Source organism: Mycolicibacterium sediminis, assembly GCF_010731735.1.
Taxonomy (GTDB): domain Bacteria; phylum Actinomycetota; class Actinomycetes; order Mycobacteriales; family Mycobacteriaceae; genus Mycobacterium; species Mycobacterium sediminis.
The window spans coordinates 5,213,320-5,230,536 of sequence record NZ_AP022588.1; the positions used below are offsets into that span (position 1 = coordinate 5,213,320).

At 68.9% G+C, this 17,217-nt stretch carries 16 protein-coding genes; 6 read left to right on the forward strand and 10 right to left on the reverse strand.

Going from position 1 to position 17,217, the window contains the following annotated elements; all coding sequences use genetic code 11:
- Positions 1-453: 453 nt before the first annotated feature.
- Positions 454-1,449, reverse strand: coding sequence for an NAD-dependent epimerase/dehydratase family protein (locus G6N64_RS24780; RefSeq protein WP_163802097.1), 996 nt, complete (start codon positions 1,447-1,449; stop codon positions 454-456).
- A 176-nt stretch (positions 1,450-1,625) separates the two neighbouring features.
- On the opposite strand from G6N64_RS24780, the gene G6N64_RS24785 reads away from it, so the two are divergent.
- The 5 genes from G6N64_RS24785 to G6N64_RS24805 all read left to right on the forward strand — a co-directional run bounded on the left by G6N64_RS24785 (position 1,626) and on the right by G6N64_RS24805 (position 6,954).
- Entirely contained in the window at positions 1,626-2,726 is a 1,101-nt protein-coding gene (locus G6N64_RS24785) for an ABC transporter ATP-binding protein (protein ID WP_163800467.1), read from the forward strand.
- A gap of 41 nt (positions 2,727-2,767) precedes the next feature.
- Complete coding sequence (locus G6N64_RS24790) at positions 2,768-3,955, forward strand: ABC transporter substrate-binding protein (RefSeq protein ID WP_163800468.1); 1,188 nt, start codon at positions 2,768-2,770, stop codon at positions 3,953-3,955.
- Positions 3,952-4,830 carry an ABC transporter permease gene (locus G6N64_RS24795; RefSeq protein WP_163800469.1) on the forward strand — a complete coding sequence of 293 codons (879 nt, stop codon included), beginning with the start codon at positions 3,952-3,954 and terminating at the stop codon, positions 4,828-4,830. Before G6N64_RS24790 ends, G6N64_RS24795 begins: the two co-directional genes overlap by 4 nt.
- On the forward strand, positions 4,830-5,630 hold the full coding sequence (locus G6N64_RS24800) for an ABC transporter permease (RefSeq protein WP_163800470.1): 801 nt from the start codon (positions 4,830-4,832) through the stop codon (positions 5,628-5,630). The genes G6N64_RS24795 and G6N64_RS24800 overlap by 1 nt, the downstream gene beginning before the upstream one ends.
- Before the next feature lie 64 nt (positions 5,631-5,694).
- Positions 5,695-6,954: an MFS transporter gene (locus tag G6N64_RS24805; RefSeq protein ID WP_163800471.1), complete on the forward strand. Its 1,260-nt coding sequence runs from the start codon at positions 5,695-5,697 to the stop codon at positions 6,952-6,954.
- Positions 6,955-6,957: 3 nt separating this feature from the next.
- On the opposite strand, the gene G6N64_RS24810 is transcribed toward G6N64_RS24805, so the two are convergent.
- Both G6N64_RS24810 and G6N64_RS24815 read right to left on the reverse strand, forming a co-directional pair.
- Positions 6,958-7,377, reverse strand: a complete 420-nt coding sequence (locus G6N64_RS24810) for a ChaB family protein (protein WP_163800472.1) — start codon at positions 7,375-7,377, stop codon at positions 6,958-6,960.
- A gap of 74 nt (positions 7,378-7,451) precedes the next feature.
- Positions 7,452-8,702, reverse strand: a complete 1,251-nt coding sequence (locus G6N64_RS24815; protein ID WP_246230790.1) for a low temperature requirement protein A — start codon at positions 8,700-8,702, stop codon at positions 7,452-7,454.
- Positions 8,703-8,806: 104 nt separating this feature from the next.
- Between G6N64_RS24815 and G6N64_RS24820 the strand changes: the two genes are divergently transcribed.
- Positions 8,807-9,523, forward strand: a complete 717-nt coding sequence (locus G6N64_RS24820) for an IspD/TarI family cytidylyltransferase (RefSeq protein WP_163800473.1) — start codon at positions 8,807-8,809, stop codon at positions 9,521-9,523.
- Here the strand turns inward: G6N64_RS24820 and G6N64_RS24825 are convergent.
- The 7 genes from G6N64_RS24825 to G6N64_RS24855 form a co-directional block, all read right to left on the reverse strand.
- Positions 9,520-10,200, reverse strand: coding sequence for an IspD/TarI family cytidylyltransferase (locus G6N64_RS24825; protein ID WP_163800474.1), 681 nt, complete (start codon positions 10,198-10,200; stop codon positions 9,520-9,522). The two genes, G6N64_RS24820 and G6N64_RS24825, sit on opposite strands and share 4 nt — an antisense overlap.
- Positions 10,197-11,204 carry a patatin-like phospholipase family protein gene (locus G6N64_RS24830; RefSeq protein ID WP_163800475.1) on the reverse strand — a complete coding sequence of 336 codons (1,008 nt, stop codon included), beginning with the start codon at positions 11,202-11,204 and terminating at the stop codon, positions 10,197-10,199. The genes G6N64_RS24825 and G6N64_RS24830 overlap by 4 nt, the downstream gene beginning before the upstream one ends.
- Positions 11,205-11,227: 23 nt before the next feature.
- Positions 11,228-11,848, reverse strand: a complete 621-nt coding sequence (locus tag G6N64_RS24835; protein WP_174266880.1) for a hypothetical protein — start codon at positions 11,846-11,848, stop codon at positions 11,228-11,230.
- Positions 11,845-12,720, reverse strand: a complete 876-nt coding sequence (locus tag G6N64_RS24840; protein ID WP_163800476.1) for an Rv1363c family protein — start codon at positions 12,718-12,720, stop codon at positions 11,845-11,847. Before G6N64_RS24840 ends, G6N64_RS24835 begins: the two co-directional genes overlap by 4 nt.
- A gap of 138 nt (positions 12,721-12,858) precedes the next feature.
- A complete protein-coding gene (locus tag G6N64_RS24845; RefSeq protein WP_220100574.1) occupies positions 12,859-14,283 on the reverse strand; it encodes a FadD3 family acyl-CoA ligase in 1,425 nt (474 codons plus the stop codon).
- Positions 14,284-14,315: 32 nt separating this feature from the next.
- Entirely contained in the window at positions 14,316-15,506 is a 1,191-nt protein-coding gene (locus G6N64_RS24850) for an amidohydrolase family protein (protein WP_163800478.1), read from the reverse strand.
- 127 nt (positions 15,507-15,633) lie between these two features.
- On the reverse strand, positions 15,634-17,187 hold the full coding sequence (locus G6N64_RS24855; protein ID WP_163800479.1) for an AMP-binding protein: 1,554 nt from the start codon (positions 17,185-17,187) through the stop codon (positions 15,634-15,636).
- Between the last annotated feature and the right edge of the window lie 30 nt (positions 17,188-17,217).

A 17,217-nucleotide genomic window follows, 5' to 3' on the forward strand; every position in this document is an offset into this window, starting at 1 on the left:
GTGGTCCGGCGCCGGGGACGCCATCCGGGGCCTCTCGTCGAGGACCTGGCGTGCGTGTCAGCCCTTGTAAGAGTGTCATAAGAGGCAAGGCGGACTTCGGGCCGAAAATGGTTACTGACGAGTTCTACGCTCGAGTAACCACCCAATGCGTAACGCGGGCCAGACGGCGCCCGTCGACCTTCCGGGACAAATGTCCTGTTGGAACGTGGTTACGGTCGAGTAACCACAACGGCGCTGATCACGGCGGTATTGTTATCAAATCGTTATCTAGCTTTCGAACCCTTCGATTCGTCCCGACCCTCGACGGCGCAACAGGACATCGGACGGCCGAGTGTCTAGTCATGACGGGCAGCCGCTGCCGGTTGTTTGCTGGGCAATCTTACTGATCGGTAACATTCGAATCCTGGTCGCCTTCCGATCGCCTCCCGGCGGCACAGGGCGCGCCGGCGACCGTCAGCGCGCCCGGTCCCGGAAGAACCGGGCCGCCGCCGCGATGGACTCCTCGACCGGCCGCGGCGTCCATCCGAGTTCCCGCTCCGCTTTGGTGTGATCCAGGGGTGACATCAGGTCCGCCATGCGGATGCCGACGGCAGCGAACATCAGGTCGCGTCGCAGCACCGCGGACGCCGCGTCGTTGATCCGGGCCGCCGAATACAGCAGCGGCAGCGGCAGCGGGATGCGCGGCGCCCGTCTGCCGACGGCCTCGGCAGCGACGGCGTGCACCTCCCGGGAACTGAGGTAGCGGTCCGAGACGATGTACCGCTCACCGGGCGAGCCGTGGTCGGCTGCCAGCAGCATCGCTCGGGCGGCGTCCTCGATGCCGACCACCTCGGACGAGAAACCGAGGTAGAACGGAAAGCGCCCGGCGGCGACACGGGCGATCAGGTCACCGTGCGGAGTGGGTGCCCAGTCCCCGGGACCGTAGGTGGTGGAGATGCAGAGCGCGACGGCCGGCAATCCCCTGTCCCGTGCATGGCTCAGCACCAGGTTCTCGGCCTCGACGCGCGCCTGGACGTACGGCCCACCGCCGTCCCAGTCGTGCGGGTCGTTCTCGGTGACCGGCCGGGTGCGGTTGATCGCCAACGTGCCCGTCGTGCTGGTGTAGACGAACCGTCGGAGTCGCGCCGTCACGGCGGCGTCGAGGACGTGCCGTAGACCGTCGACGTTGGTGCGGAACAGCGGTGCCGGGTCACGCAGCCACATGCGGGCGTCGACGACGCAGTGGTAGACCACGTCGCAGCCGCTCATCGCGGCGGCGAGCGCAGCGTCGTCGAAGACGTCGCCGTAACAGCGCTCGACCGGGAGGTCGTCGATGCCGCGGGTGGCACTCGTCCGGCGCAGCATGACCCTGACGTCCTCGCCCGCGGCGACGAGTTGGCGCGTCACGTGCGAACCGAGGAAGCCGCTCGCCCCGATGACGAGTTTCCTGGGTCGGCGACCCGCGACCATGCCTCCGTCGTCCACGCCGCCGAGCCTAGGCTGAGCGACCGCACAACCCGTCCGGCGGCACCCGATCGCTGTAGGACGACTGTGAGCGCCGCTGCGGAACCCGTGGGTCAGAGGCATCGAACATGCGTAATCGGACATGACGCTGCAGGATCGCCACCGAATTCATAGGATCAGCCATGCTCTCCGGACGGACCGACGCGTCGACCACCGCCGGCACCGACACCCGAACCTCCGAACCGCAGATCGAGTTGGTCGGGGTGCGAAAGGTGTTCGCGGATCGTGGGAACGGACGCGGCGCCGAGGTCGTGGCCGTCCACGGCGCCGACCTGACCGTCTTCGACGGCGAGTTGTTCGCCATCCTCGGCCCCTCGGGATCGGGCAAGACCACCGTGCTGCGCATGATCGCCGGATTCGACGAACCGACCGCAGGCACCATCCGCCTCGGCGGCACCGACGTCGTCGGGGTGCCCGCACGCCTGCGCGACGTCAACACGGTGTTCCAGGACTACGCACTGTTCCCGCACATGACCGTGGCGGAGAACGTCGAGTACGGCTTGAAGGTGAAGGGCGTGTCGAGGTCCGAACGCCGGACCCGTACCGCGGAGGTCCTCGAGCTGGTGCGACTCGCCGACTTCGGGCCGCGGCGGCCGACTCAGCTGTCGGGCGGTCAGCGTCAGCGCGTCGCCCTGGCTCGTGCGCTGGTCGGCAGGCCACGGGTGCTGCTGCTCGACGAGCCGCTGGGCGCGCTGGACCTCAAGCTGCGCGAGCAGATGCAGGTCGAACTCAAGGCGATCCAGCGCGAGATCGGCATCACCTTCGTGATCGTCACCCACGACCAGGACGAGGCGCTGACCCTCTGCGATCGCCTGGCCGTGTTCAACGACGGCCGCATCGAGCAGGTGGGTGCCGCCCGCGAGGTGTACGAGCATCCCGCCAACCGTTTCGTCGCCGACTTCGTCGGGACGTCCAACGTGTTCGACGGCGACGACGCCCGCGCCCTGATCGGCAGGTCGGGATCGTTCTCCGTTCGTCCCGAGAACATCGCCGTCCTCCCCGCCGACGACGTCGGCGCCGCGGGCATGCGCACCGTCGAGGCGACGGTCGCCGAGGTCATCTACTCCGGCGCCACCACGCGGGTCGCGGCGATCACGGCGCCCGGGGTCACGCTCACCGCCACGGTGCTCAGCGCCAGCGCGACGTGGGCACGGGACCTCGACCACGGCACCCGCATCACGCTGGCCTGGCCCGAGAACGCCGTGCACGACCTGTCCACCTGACGCCACGACCGACCGAACCATCACTACGGAGGAGAGCCCTCATGAGAAGCCACGTCATCCGACTGGGACTGGCGCTGACCGCGTGCGTCGCCCTCGTCGCCTCCTGCTCGAGCGGCTCCGGCGGCGGCACCGGCGAGGAGCCGCCGAAGATCGAGCCCCTGGGCGCACTCGGCGCGGGTGAGGGCCAACTCAACCTGATCGCGTGGGCGGGCTATGCGGAGAACGGATCGAACGACCCGGCCGTCGACTGGGTGACGCCGTTCGAGAAGCAGTCCGGTTGCAAGGTCAACATCAAGATCGGCAACACGTCCGACGAGATGGTGCAGCTCATGAGAAGCGGCCAGTACGACGGGGTCTCGGCGTCGGGTGACGCGACACTGCGGCTGCTGTACGCCGGTGACGTCGCGCCGGTGAACACCTCGCTGGTACCGAACTACGAGACCATCTCCGGGTTCCTCAAGGACAAGCCGTGGAACTCCGTCGACGGCCAGATGTACGGCATCCCGCACGGCTGGGGTGCCAATCTCCTGATGTACAACGTCGACGTCGTGCGGGATGCGCCGAACTCGTGGGGCGCGGTGTTCACCGACGCCGGGAAGTACGCGGGCAAGGTCACGGCCTACGACTCGCCGATCTACATCGCCGATGCCGCGCTGTATCTGTCGAAGAGCAAGCCGGAGTTGGGAATCAAGGATCCGTACTCGTTGACGGCCGAGCAGCTCGACGCCGCCGTCGAGCTGCTGAAGGCGCAGCGCGAGAACATCGGGGAGTACTGGTCGGACTACACCAAGGAGGTGCAGGCCTTCGAGTCCGGCACGTCGGTGATCGGTACGACGTGGCAGGTCATCGCCAACACCATCGGCTCCGAGAACAAGGTCCAGGTCAACACCGTGCTGCCCAAGGAGGGTGCGACCGGCTGGTCGGACACGTGGATGGTGTCGTCCAAGGCCGCCCACCCGAACTGCATGTACGAGTGGATGAACTGGATCACCTCACCCCAGGTCAACGCGCAGGCCGCCGAGTACTTCGGCGAGGCGCCGGGCCAGACCAAGGCCTGCGAGTTCACCACCGAGAAGGACTACTGCGACATCTACCACGCCACCGACCAGGAGTTCGCGGCCCAGATCCACTACTGGACCACCCCGCAGAAGCAGTGCGTCGACGGCAGCGGTGACAACTGCACCACCTACGACGAGTGGGTCGACAAGTGGCAGCAGATCAAGGGGTGACGGCAGCCACCACGGACGCACCACCACCTCCCGCGCGCGCCGGCCGGCGCGGGCTCGGCCGTCGCGCGGGCCTCGCGGTCCTGCTGGTCCCGCCGCTGGCGTGGCTGGTGGTGGCCTACCTCGGATCGCTTGCCGTGCTGCTGGTCTCGGCGTTCTGGACCAGGAGCTCGTTCACCGGCGCCGTCCTGCACGAGTTCACGACCGACAACGTGGTCCGGGTCGTCACCGACGAGTTGTTCCGGGCGGTCACGCTGCGCACGGTGGGCGTGGCGCTGCTCGTCACGGTCATCTGCGCGGCGCTCGCCGTGCCGCTCGCGCTGTTCATGGCGAAGGTGGCGACGCCGCGGATGCGGCTGGTCCTGGTCGTGGCGGTCACCACGCCGCTCTGGGCCAGCTACCTGGTCAAGGCCTACGCCTGGCGCATGCTGCTGTCGCCGGAGGGTCCGCTGGACTGGGCCACCGGCTACTCCCCCGGGTACGGCCTCGCCGCCACCGTGATCACCCTGACCTACCTCTGGCTGCCGTACATGATCATTCCGGTGTTCGCGGCCTTCGACCGGGTGCCCGACTCGCTGATCGACGCCAGCTCCGACCTCGGCGCCTCGGATCTCTCGACGATGCGGATGGTGATGGCGCCCCTGGTGTTCCCCGGCATCGCTGCCGGCTCGATCTTCACGTTCTCGCTGTCGATGGGTGACTACATCGCGGTGACGATCGTGGGCGGCAAGAGTCAACTGCTGGGCAACGTCATCTACGGCCAGCTCGTGACCGCCAACAATCAGCCGTTGGCCGCGGCGCTCTCGGCGATCCCGCTCCTCGCGATCATCGCCTACCTGCTCGCCATGCGCCGGACCGGTGCCCTGGAGAACGTCTGATGCTGTCCCGTTCCGCCCGGCGAGGGCTGCGCGCGTGGACCGTGCTGGTTCTGGTGTTCCTGTACGCGCCACTGCTTCTGGTCCTCGTGAACGCCTTCAACGCGTCACGGTCGTTCGCGTTCCCGCCCAGCGGGTTCACCCTTCAGTGGTGGCGCGCTGCGGCCAACAGCGAGGGCATGTGGACCTCGCTGGCCAACTCGGTCGTCGTCGGACTGGCCGCGACCGCGATCGCACTGGTCCTCGGCACGATGGCTGCCTTCGCCGTGCAGCGCTACGACTTCTTCGGCCGCAACACGATCAGCTTCCTGGTGGTCCTGCCGTTGACGCTGCCGGGGATCGTGACCGGCATCGCGCTGAACGCGACGTTCACCTCCGCCCTGGGCGTGACCCTTGGCATGGCCACGGTCGTCGTCGGCCACGCCACGTTCTGCATCGTGATCGTCTTCAACAACACCCAGGCCCGCCTCCGACGGCTCGGCACCCATCTCGAGGACGCCTCGGCGGACCTCGGCGCGTCGACGTGGCAGACGTTCCGCTACGTGACGTTCCCGATGATGCGCGGCGCACTGGTCGCCGGCGCGATCCTGGCCTTCGCGTTGAGCTTCGACGAGATCGTCGTCACCACCTTCACCGCGGGCCCTGCGGTGCAGACCCTGCCGATCTGGATCTTCGGGAACCTGTTCCGCCCCAACCAGGCGCCCGTCATCAACGTGGTGGCCGCGGCCCTGACACTGGTGGCGATCGTGCCGGTGTGGCTGGCTCAGCGCATCGGCGGTGACCCGGCGACGACCCGCCTCTGAGGCGTCCATCACGTCGGCGACCTCGATTCGCCCGAACCGCCGTCGGTGCGAGACGATGGGAAGAGTGCGCGCCTGGATCATCTGGTCGACCGGGCTCCTCGCCTACATCGTCGCCGTCCTCGACCGCACGACGCTGGGCGTGTCCGGCCTCGACGCCGCCGACCGCTTCTCCGCGGGACCCAGCGTCCTGTCGACGTTCGTGGTGCTGCAGGTCGTCGTCTACGCCGGTGCGCAGGTCCCCGCGGGGTTGCTGCTCGACCGCTACGGGTCGCGCGTCCTGATCGTCACGGGCGCGGCGCTGATGGCGGCCGGGCAGGTCACGCTGGCGCTGACGGACTCGCTCCCCCTGGCGCTCGGCGCCCGTGCGATCGTCGGACTGGGCGACGCCGTCACCTTCATCTCGGTGCTGCGGCTCGTCCCGCACTGGTTCCCGCCGCGGCGGGTACCGCTGCTCACCCAATTGACCGGCATCTGCGGGCAGTTCGGGCAGGTCCTGTCGGCGATCCCCTTCCTCGCGATCCTGGCGAGCGCCGGCTGGGCGACGGCGTACGTCTCGGTGACGGCCTTCGGCGCGCTGGCCATGGTCCTTGCCTTCGCTCTCGTCCGGGACACCCCGCGCGGCCGGGTCCGGGCGACCGAGACGTTGACGGTGCGGGGCACACTGGCCAGCGTCAAGACGGTGTGGCTCCGTCCGGGCACCCGGTTGGGGTTCTTCACCCACATGGGTACGCAGTTCTCGGTCACCGTGTTCGCGCTGATGTGGGGTGTGCCCTACCTGACGGTCGCACAGGGTCTTTCGACACACGCCGCGGGCGCACTGCTCACCGTCTCGGTGGTCGCCGCCATCTCGGCCGGGGTCGTGCTGGGCATCCTCACCGGCCGGCTGCCCCATCGACGGTCGTGGTTCGTCCTGATCATCATCGCCAGCAACGTGCTGATCTGGACCGTCGTGCTCGCACTCCCCGACCGCGCCCCGCTGTGGCTGCTGGTGGTGCTCGTCGTGGTGATCTCGGTCGGCGGCCCCGGGTCGATGGTCGGGTTCGACTTCGCGCGGACGTTCAATCCGAGCGCGACGCTGGGCACCGCCCAGGGCATGGTTAACATGGGCGGCTTCCTCGCCGCCCTGCTGGTCATGCAGTCGATGGGCGCCATCCTGGACGCGAGGGGCGGCTACTCCTTCGACGCGTTCCGGGTGGCCTGGACGGTCCAGTACGTCGTCTGGGCGGTGGCGGTCACCGGCATCCTGATCACCCGTGGCAAGGCCAGGCGGCAGATGAGGGCGGAGCAGGAACGCTCGCTGCTGGAGACCTTCGAGGCCAGCTGACGCCTACCGCTTCGCCGCGGTCTCGCGGCGGTTCGCCTTCTTGATCGCCGTCACCAGCTCGTCCTTGGACATCGTCGAGCGTCCGGAGACGTCGAGACGACGAGCGACGTCCATCAGGTGCTTCTTGCTGGCGTTCGCATCGACGCCCTCCGCGGTCTCCCCGCGTGCGTCGGGTCCGCCGCTGCGCGCACGTTGATCGGAGGGACCCTTCTCGTCCTTCGGCTCCCAGTGGTCGCCGACCTTCTCGAAGCTGTGCTTGACGGCGCTGTAGGCGACACGGTGCGCGCGCTCCCCCTCGCCGTACTCCTCCGCCGCGGAGTCGTGAGCCTTGGCGAACGTGCGCTGCGCCTTCTTCGGAGACTTCTTCAGCGTGCTGGGCAGCTCGGACTTCTTCGCCGATCCGTCACGGTTGGTCTTGGGCATGATGTGCTCCCGTCTGGTCGGGCGTTGGGCCTGACTTCGGGTACCCACGGCCGGGCGACCGAATCGTCCGTCGTTCAGGCGAGATCCGGTTCGGCGGTGTTCCCGCGATGGCCCAGGACCTCGAGGCCCACGACGCTCACGGCCGGAGCGAACGTCGCGATCAACAGGCACGCCGTCATGGGGACGCCCATCGCCGCCGCCACCACGGCCGCCGCGAGGACGAGGCCGGTCAGCACCGCCAGCACGACGTGGACCATCGCCCATTTCCGCACCACCAGCACGTGCAGCAGCACGACCAGTGCGACGAACACGGCCACCGGCACCACCACCGACAGCACCGTTCCCACGGCGCCGAGTTCGGAGTGGTCCTCGACGTAGTATGCCGCCGTGTGCAGGCCCGCGCCGGTCGCGACGATCGCCCCGAAGACGGCGATGTGCACGTAGCCGAACTCGAACGACCGTTCGCGGTGGGCGTGCAGCACGTCGGGGCCGGGGATGGCGGAGAAGTAGATCCACCACATCCCGAACGTCAGTCCGGTGCCTGCGACGACGAGGATGACGGCGTCCGGCGTCCACCCGTGCTCACTGACGACCGCGGTCAGGGATGCCACCGTGCCGACCACGCCCTCGCCGAGCGCGATGATGGCGAGCAGCCCGTAGCGTTCGGCGATGTGATGAGCGTGCCACGGCGTGCCACCCTTGCGGCTCTCCGCAAGCCACGGGCCGAACATCTCCGCGGCGGCGAGGATGGCGAACATCGCCAGGCCGACGGGCACCGACACCGGCAGGAAGATCGCGCCGATCCAGCCGATCTGGACGAGCGTGATGACCGCGGCGTAGGTGAGGCTCGCCGACCGTCGGGCGGGATCCTGCCGAGCGGCGCGCAACCACTGCGCCACCATCGCGACCCGCATCACCACGTACCCGGCGACGAGCATCTCGTTGGAGAGGTGCCCCCCGTGCTCGATCGACGCGTAGAACGGCGGGATGCCGAGCGCCAGGATGAGGACGCCGACCATCTGCACCATCGTCAGGACGCGGTAGATCCAGTCGTCGGTGTCGTAGGCCGAGGCGAACCACGTGAAGTTGATCCATGCCCAGCAGGTGGCGAACGTCGCGAACAGGAAGCCGATCAACCCCACCCCGACGTGCCCCGCGGCGAGTGCGTGCGCCAACTCCGATGCCGCGACTCCGAAGGCGATGACGAACGTCAGGTCGAAGAGCAGCTCGAGCGGGGTGGCGGCCCGGTGCGACTCGTGCGGGTCGCGACCCGCCATCCTGCGGACCCGGTGCGTGCGAGCCGCCCGCGGCGTCGATTCGTTCATCCCGACCTGCCTCCTCCGACGGCCGTGACCGTACCGGGTGGGGAGCCGTCGCGCGCGGCGCGGTCATCAGTCGGCGACGTGTCCGGCCGCGCTAGCGTGAGCGGATGCGCACGTCGAGCGGACCCGTGGCGGTGGGCGTCGTCCTCGCCGCGGGGATGGGCACCCGTGTCGGCGCCGACGGCAACAAGGCCTATCTGCCGCTCGCGGGCCGCAGCATGGTGTCGTGGTCGGTCGAGGCCGTCGCGTCCACCCCCGAGATCGACAGGACGCTGCTGGTTCACCGGGCCGGTGAACGCGATCTCGCCGAGACGATGCTGAACACCGAACTACCCTCTCTCGTCGTCGAACTCGTCGAGGGAGGCGACACCCGACACGGCTCGGAGTTCAACGTCCTCACCTACCTCGCCGACGACGTCGGGGCGGGCCTCGTCGACGTCGTGCTGATCCACGACGGCGCGCGACCACTGGCGGGTCCGGACCTGATGCGCGCCGCCCTGACGACGGCGCGACGCTTCGGCGGCGCGATCCCCGGCCTCCCCGCCGGCGACGTGGTCCGCGACGACGGCCACGGACGCGCGACGACGGTCGACGGCACGCTGGTCCGGGTACAGACTCCGCAGGCGTTCCACGCGGGGCCGCTCCTCGCGGCCTACCGCGCCGCCGACGCCGCCGGCTTCGACGGCACGGATACCTCGGCGTGCATCCAACGGTTCACCGACGTCGACGTCCACTGCTTCCCGGGCGCCGCGGCGAACTTCAAGGTGACCTTCCCCCACGACGTCGACGTGGCCGCCCGGCTGCTGGACTCCCGGGCCGGCTAGCCGCGTCGGGATCCGAGGATCGCCTCGAGCAGCGCCGTGTCCGCCGGCAGCGCCGCCGTGATCGCGTCGGCATCGCCCGGCACCATCTCGATCGGGTGGCCCGCCGCGACGGCGGCGGCGAACTCGTCCTCATCGGGTGGCGCCAGGAGTGCGCGGAGGACGTCCGCGCGGTAGCCGCGTGGGTACTGCACGGTCCTCAGCGACTGCCGGTCGACGGTCTGCAGCACCGCACCTTCGTCGTCGGTCTCCTTGACCGTGTCGGTCATCGCCAACGCGGGCACCACCACGGCGTGCCCGGAGGCGAGGCCGGCGAGGACGCGTTCCGTCACGGCGCCGGACGCCAACGGGTGGCGATGGTCGTGCACGAGGATCGCGCCATCCGGTTCGGGGTCGAGATGCGCCAGTCCCACTGTCAGACAACGGCTTCGGGACGCGGTCGGATCGCAGCCGACGACGCTCGCGCCGATCGGCCCGGCCTCGGCCACCGCCTGCTCGACGTCGAGGAGGATGCCGGCCGCGGCGACCACGACGACGCGGCCGGCGGGTACGCGCGCGGGCCCGAGGAGCGAGTCGAGCACCCGCACCAGCGCTCGCCGCCCGGCGATCGGACAGACGACCGAAGCCGCCGCGACCGTCGCGTCCAGCGGCAGGATCGCGGCAGGTGCGGTCGGCGTCATCGGAACCGGCGCCGGTACGCCGCCCAGTCCCAGTCCGTCAGGAAGCGCTGCGCGGCGGCGTAGCCGTTGCCGTAGAGCGCCTCGACCTCGGAGTCGGTGATGTCGAAGTCGAGGAACCCGACGTCGGTCGAATCGACCCGGATGGCTCGAGCGCTGACCCACGGTTGATTCAGGTAGGCCTGATCCCGGCCGACGAGGACGGTGGTGATGACGTCCTCGAGCAGATGCGGCGCCCCGATGAAGGGCGGCAACCGCAGGGCGGCCAGCGCGGGGATCACCTTGTCGTTTCCGTTCGGCAGATTGGGCAGCACCGTGACGCCGAAGGTCGGCCAGCGGGGCGCCTTGCCGTCGCTTCGGTCGAGCGAGTCGATCGGGAAGTTCGACAGCAGACCGCCGTCCACGAGCGTCGACTCCAACCCGGCGGCGCTGGTCAACGTGACGGGACGAAAGAAGAACGGGATCGACATCGAGGCTCGGACGGCGTCGGCGACCGGTTGTTCGTCGGGGTCCAGACCGTAGACGCGGCGGTAGTCCCACGGCAGCCGGACCAGTTGGCCCGTCGTCGTGTCGGCCACGGTGACCACCAGCCGGTACCGCTGCTCCGCGGGCAGGTCCTCGTCGGGCAGGGCGAGGTCGCCGAACGTCCGTACCCCGAGGTCCGCCAGCTGGCCGCGCACCCAATCGTGCGCGTAGTCGCCGCGGTAGATGCCCGAGCCGCGGACGATCGCCAGCGACGGCCCGAGGATCGGGAGCCGTTCGACTGGGCCCGGGTCCAGGAACTTCGAGTAGTCGAGTTGCAGCGCAAGGTCTTTGACCTGCGCTCCGGTCAGGTTTCCGGCACGGGCCGCGGCGGCGACGACGGCACCGACGATCGACCCGGCGGACGTTCCCGACACCCGATGCGGCTGGTATCCCGCATCCATCAGGGCGACGACCGCGCCCACCAGACCGACGCCCTTGACGCCGCCACCGGACAGGACCAGGTCGACGGGTTTCAGTGACACGGCCGAACAGTACCCGGGCGGGGTCAGACGGGGTCGAACGCGGCGATGAGCCAGGTGTCGCCGGACTTCACCAGGCCGACCTTCACCGCGCTCGCCGTGAAGGAGCCGTCGGGATTCTCCTTGCTGGTGGTGTTCTGGTTGATGAACACCAACACGGTCGCGGCGTCGGGGTGTAGGTCGGATACCGCCGACCGCACCACGGTGGCGGTGGTCTTGACGTCCTTGGTCTTGGCCGCCGGGGTGACGATGTCGTTGGTGAACTGCGTGTAGTAGTTCAGGAAGTCGCCGGTCAGGTGGGACTTGGCGTTGGTGAAGTCCTGATCGAGCGTGGTCGGCGTGTAGGACAGCAGCGCCACGGTTCCGTCGGTGGCCGCCTTCGTCGCCTCCGCGGCGACGGCGGCGTCGGTCTGCTGGTCCGGCCGGTACTGGCTGAGGTAGACCCACGACGCGAACGCGGCGGACGCCACGAGCAGGATGGCGATGACGGCCGGCACCAGGACGCCCCGCGCGCCACCGGTCCGGCGACGTGCCTCGAGGGCCGTACCGGACTCCTCGACGGTCGGCCGGTCCAGCTCCTCGGCGGTCGATCCGACCTCGGCGCCGCCGGGCTCGTCACGGGTCACGTCGTCGTTCTTCTCGGTCACGGCACGAACTCCACCTTGGCCAACTTGATCTGGCCGCCGTCACGGGCGACGTCCACGCTCAGACGCCACGATCGTGGGGGCTGCTCGTTGGCGGCGGCGTTGGACACGCGCGTGGTCACCGCGACGAGGACGTTCGCGGCGTCCGCCGTCATCGACCGCACGGCGATCGCATTGACGGTCGCCTCGGTGACGACCTTCGACTGCTGTGCCACCTCGGTGAAGTTCTCCGCCTGCCCGGCGAACTCCTTGCGGAAGTCACCAGTGGTGTTGTCGAGGATGCGTTGCACGTCTTCCTCCGCACGGGTGAAGTCCAGCGACATCAGGGTGACGACGCCCTGTCGCGCGGCGGCGACGAACTCCGCGGATCGCTGCTGCTCGGCGACCACCTGGCGGTGATGCCAGAGCATGAAGCCGCTGGCCGCGACGAAGCCCACGGTCAGCACGATCGCCACGGCCCCGATCGCGACACGCAACCGCGCACCCGGGGCCGCGAGTCCGCTCTCGTCGTCGGGGACCACGCCGTCGTCCGGAGTGGGTTCGGGGTCCTCCGTCGCGCCACCGGCGAGGACGTCGTCGGTCGGCACGGGTTCGGTCGCCCCGGGTTCGGTCGCCACGGGCTCATCCGTCGGCACGTCGTCATCGACGAGCGTCGGTTCCGGAACGGCGACCGCGGCGGCCTCGGCTGCCTTGGCCTCCCTGCGCAGTCGAAGCGCCCTGGCTCGCGCACGAGCGGCGGCCGCAACGGCGTCGGCTTCGGCAGCTTCGGCCTCGGCCTCCTCGGCCAAGGACAGGACGTCTTCGGGCGTCGTCGCGTCCGGGGAGGTGACGGCATCGCCGTCGGACCCCGGCGAGGTGCGCTCGCTGGGTGACACGAGACCTCCCCTTCATCCGTCGCGCTCATGAGAATGCCATTGTCAGCAGGCGATAAGAACCGACCCTACCGCATGGCTTCGACCGCCAGTTTACCGTCAGCTGCCTGCGGAAATGCCGTTCTCACGCTGTGCGTTCGCTCAGTGCAGTCTGCTCTTCACGACCTTGCCGGTGGCGTTCGTTGGTAGCTCGTCGAGGAACTGTACATACCGCGGCACCTTGAATCCGGCCATTCGCGCGCGACTCCACTCGAGCAGGTCCGCCGCCGACGGGGTTTCGACGCCGGACCGCACCACGACGAACGCCTTGCCCACCTCCCCGAGGCGGTCGTCGGGCACGCCGATAACGGCGACCTGCGCAACCGCCGGATGCTCGAGGAGGAACCCCTCGATCTCGGCGGGGTAGGCGTTGAAGCCGCCGACGATGAACATGTCCTTCTTGCGCCCGAGGATTCGGAGTCTGCCGCCGCCTGTGACGTCGCCGAGGTCGCCGGTGTGCAGCCAACCGTCGGCGTCGATCGCCTCGGCGGTGGCGTCGGGATCGTCGAGGTAACCCTGCATCACGCTGTAGCCACGGACGAGCACCTCGCCGTCGTCGGCGATGCGCACGTCGACCCCGTCGCACGGCATCCCCACCGTTGTCGCGACGTCGTCGAAGGAGTCACCGGGCCGGGAGAGGGTCGCGGTGCCGCACTCGGTGAGTCCGTAGCCGGTCGCGAGCGTCTGGAAGGGAAGTTCGGCGTGCACCCGACGGACCAATTCGACCGGGATGTCGGATGCGCCGGTGACGCCCGCTCGCAGGCTACAGAGCCTGGTCTTGTCCGACACCGCCAGCAGCGAGTGATACAGCGTCGGAGGGCCGGGCAGCATCGTGACGCGCTCGGCGTCGATCAGATCGACGACGGCGTCGGGGTCGAACACCGGGACCGGCAGGATCGTCGCCCCACGGATCAGCGACGCCAGGCAACCCGCCTTGTAGCCGAAGGTGTGGAAGAACGGATTGACGACCAGGTACCGGTCGCCCTCCCGCAGGTCCGCCAGATCGCACCATTCCTCATAGAGCCGAAGCGTCTGGGCGTGATTCATCATGACGCCCTTGGGCCTGCCGGTGGTCCCCGAGGTGTAGATGACGTCGGCGACGTCGTCACCGTTGAGCCACTCGCGGGGTTCGCGGTCGAATGCCGTTGCGCTGGTGAGGAAGTCGGACGTCAGATCGATCGACGGCACGTCGAGTCCGGTCGTGAAGTCCTGCCCGAGGAATCCGGGCTGGACCATGACCGCCTTCGCGCCACTGCGCGACACGACGTCGGCGGCCTCCTCGGCCTTGAACCTGGTGTTGACGGGGACCAGCACGCCGCCTGCGGCCAGCAGGCCGATGGCGGCGATGATCCACTCGGCGGAGTTCGGCGCCCAGATGGCGACCCGGTCACCCTTGGAAACGCCGAACTCGCCGAACGCACCCGCGGCGCTGCGGATGCGGTCGGCGAGGTCGACGTAGGACAGCCGCAACGGACCGTCGACCACCGCTTCGGCGGAACCGAAGCGGTCGGCTGCGCTGAGCACCATCTCGGGGATGGTGTCCCAGCGCTTCCGGTAGGTCACGTCGTGACGAGACGACCCAGGTTGCCGCCCATGATCTTTGCCTGATCCTCCACGGCGAGGTGCTCGAGCGCGGTCACGTAGTGGGTCGGCTCCGCCAGGCCCTCGGGGTGCGGCCAGTCAGAACCGTAGAGCACCTGCTCGACGCCGATCAGGTTGATCAGGTCGTCGATGCCCTCCTCGTAGAAGGGGCTGACGTAGATGCGGTTCTTGATCTCCTCCATCGGGTTGCCGAGGAAGGCCTCCGGCGCCTTCTTGTAGACCTCGGCCATGGAGTCGAGCAGCGGGAACATCCACTTCGAGCCGGCTTCGACGATGCCCACCTTGAGGGTCGGGAACCGGAACAGCGCGCCGTGGATGACCCAGGACGCCACCGCATCCTGGATGGGTCGCCACTCGTTGAGGATCGACATCGCGTTGGTCTGGAACGGCAGCATCTCCTGCGCGCCGCCGTCCCACTCCGAGGTGTAGCGGGAGTAGCCGCTGTCGCTGGAGTGCATGCCGACGAAGATGTCGTACTCGACGCACTTCTGCCAGAACGGGTCGAACTCGGGCAGCGCGAACGACCGCGGCCCGCGGAAGCCGGGCACCGGTGCCGGGCGGATCAGGATGGCGCGGGCGCCACGCTTCACCGCCCACTCCAGTTCCTCGATCGCCTTGTCGACGATCGGCAGGGTGATCACCGGCGTCGTGAAGATCCGGTTCTTGTAGTTGAAGCCCCACACCTCGTGCAGCCATTCGTTGAGCGCGTGCACGATGACGTGGATCGCGATCGGGTCGTCGGACAGCCGCTCCTCGATCAGGCTGGCCAGCGTCGGGAACATCAGCGACCGGTCGAGGCCCAGCTCGTCCATCTTCGCCAGCCGCGGTTCGGGCTCGAAGAAGGCGGGGATGGCGCGCATGGGCTCACCGAACAGCTCGCGCTTGCTCTTGCCGTCGGGGTTGCCGAACTTGAAGTACTCCTCCCACGCACCCGGCTGAGCCACCACGGAGAAGGTGGGGTTGGGGATGTAGTTGCTGATCTGTCCCTTGAGCGCGATCTTCGTCCGGCCGTTGATCTCGACGTACTGGACGACGTCCTTGTACTCCTTCGGCAGGTACTTCGTCATCGCCTCGGGCGGCTCGTAGAGGTGGTTGTCCGCGTCGAACAGCGGAAACGGAATGTCGACCCGGTGGGAAAGCTGACCCATGGAAAACTCCTTATCGTCTCGCGAGAATCTTATTCTCATTTATCACGGGTGGCAATCCTCTCGGGCGTTCCGAGGCTCACCGGTAATGACGTTCCGCAGGGCCGGAGCAGGATCACCCGACTGCGGCTCAGTCCACGAGGCTCCGGCGGACGACGTATTTCTGCACCTTCCCGCTCGCCGTACGCGGGTACTCCGCCACCTCGTGCAGTTCCTCCGGCCACTTCTGGCGTGCGACGCCGGCGGCCTCGAAGTGGCTGCGCACCTCGGCCATGGACGGCATCACCGTGCCCGGCCGCAGACGTAGCACCGCCGCCGCCCGCTCGCCCAGCCGGGCATCGGGTGCGGCGACGACGACCGCCTCGGCCACCTGGGGCATCCCCAGCAGGACCTCCTCGACCTCGAGGGCACTGATGTTCTCGCCGGCCCGGATGATGACGTCGGCCTTGCGGTCGGTGATGGTCAGGTAGCCGTCCTCGTCGAGCACCCCGACGTCGCCCGTGCGGTACCACCCGTCGTCGTCGAAGGCCGCGGCGGTCAGGGCGGGATCGGTGTAGCCCAGGCAGAGGTCCGGGCCCCGACTGAGGATCTCCCCGTCGTCGGTGAGCCGGATCTCGACGCCCGGCCGGCAGTTCCCGTCGGTGAACAACCTCTTGCCCTCGGGTGCCGACGGGCTCGACCCGGTGATCGACGGGTGTTCGGTGCTCCCGTAGGAGCGGTAGACGAGCACGCCTTCGTCGGACAGTCGTCGGGTGACGGTGGCCGGAACGGTGGATCCGCCCAGCCCGGCGGTCCTGATCAGCGCCATGTGATCGGGGGTGAAGTCGGGATGGTCCATGAGGCTGGTGAGGAAGTACGGCGGCCCACCGCCGATGGACAGGCCGTCGGACGTCATGAGGGCGAGCACGCGACCCGGATCCCACACGTCGCACAGGTCGATGGGCGCACCGTCGAGGACGGGTATCAGGAATGCGCTGAGCATCCCGATGAAGTGTCCGACCGGCGTCGCGGTGAGCTGTCGGCCGCGGTCCTCGGGATAGTTGGCCAGCAGCTGGCGGGTCTCGAAGTTCAGGGTCTGGTGAGTGTGGATCACGCCCTTGGGATCTCGGGTCGTCCCGGAGGTGAAGGCGATGAGCGCGGCGCCGGCGGGGTCGGCGGCGAGCACGCCCTCCAGCGGTTCGGGGGCGAGCAGGTCCTCGAAGTCGAGCACGCCGGTCGCGTCTCCCGTCCCGCCGACCAGGGCCACCAGCGGCACGTCCGCGCAGACGTCGCGATGGAGGGTCATCCGACCGAACTTCTCGGTGGTGACGAACACCCGTGGCGCCGACGTGCTCAGGATGTGCCCGAGTTCCTTACGGCCGTAGAAGTGGACGACCGGAACGACGACGGCGCCGAGCAGGGCCGACGCCCAGAACGTCGCCGCCGCTTCCATCCAGTTCGGCAACTGCATCACCACGACGTCGCCCGGTCCCACGCCGCGGTCGCGCAGACCGGCCGCCAACCGCCGGGCGGAGTGTTCCACGTCGCGCCAGGTGCCCACGTACGGACGCACCTCGGAGTGCACGACGAAGGTCTGCTCGGGAGCCGCGAGCAGACCTCGGGCGATCAGGTCGCCCAGCGTCTCCGAGGTCCACCAGCCCTGCTTCTCGTAGTGTTCTACCAGCGCCTCGGGGATCTTCCGCATGGCTTGCTCGGTCCTTTCGCTGGGCCGGCC